This window comes from Companilactobacillus futsaii JCM 17355, from assembly GCF_001435505.1.
Taxonomy (GTDB): Bacteria; Bacillota; Bacilli; order Lactobacillales; family Lactobacillaceae; genus Companilactobacillus; species Companilactobacillus futsaii.
The window spans coordinates 1-277 of record NZ_AZDO01000104.1; the positions used below are offsets into that span (position 1 = coordinate 1).

The 277-nt window shown below is 36.5% G+C and carries 1 protein-coding gene; it reads left to right on the top strand.

Features of this window, described 5'->3' with window-relative positions:
• Positions 1–189, top strand: a 189-nt coding sequence (locus FC88_RS07930) for a zinc ribbon domain-containing protein (RefSeq protein WP_157060454.1), incomplete at its 5' end; no start/stop codon positions are given.
• Positions 190–277: the final 88 nt, after the last annotated feature.

A 277-nucleotide genomic window follows, 5' to 3' on the forward strand; every position in this document is an offset into this window, starting at 1 on the left:
AAGAAACTTCTGGTTGTTAATCCATTCAAAACTAGTCAAATCTGTTCTAATTGTGGTTACGATGACGGTAAACACGAGTTAGATATTAGAGAATGGGATTGTCCTATTTGTGGTATTCATCATGATCGTGATATCAATGCAAGTAAAAACATATTGAAAAATGGCTTGGAACAAGCCTTAGTAAAATAGTTCTAGCCTCTACCGACTAGTTGAAATACTAGTTGGCAAGTATGGAATGTTCCTAGAAGCTCGGTACTTTAGTGCCGATGTAGTTCAC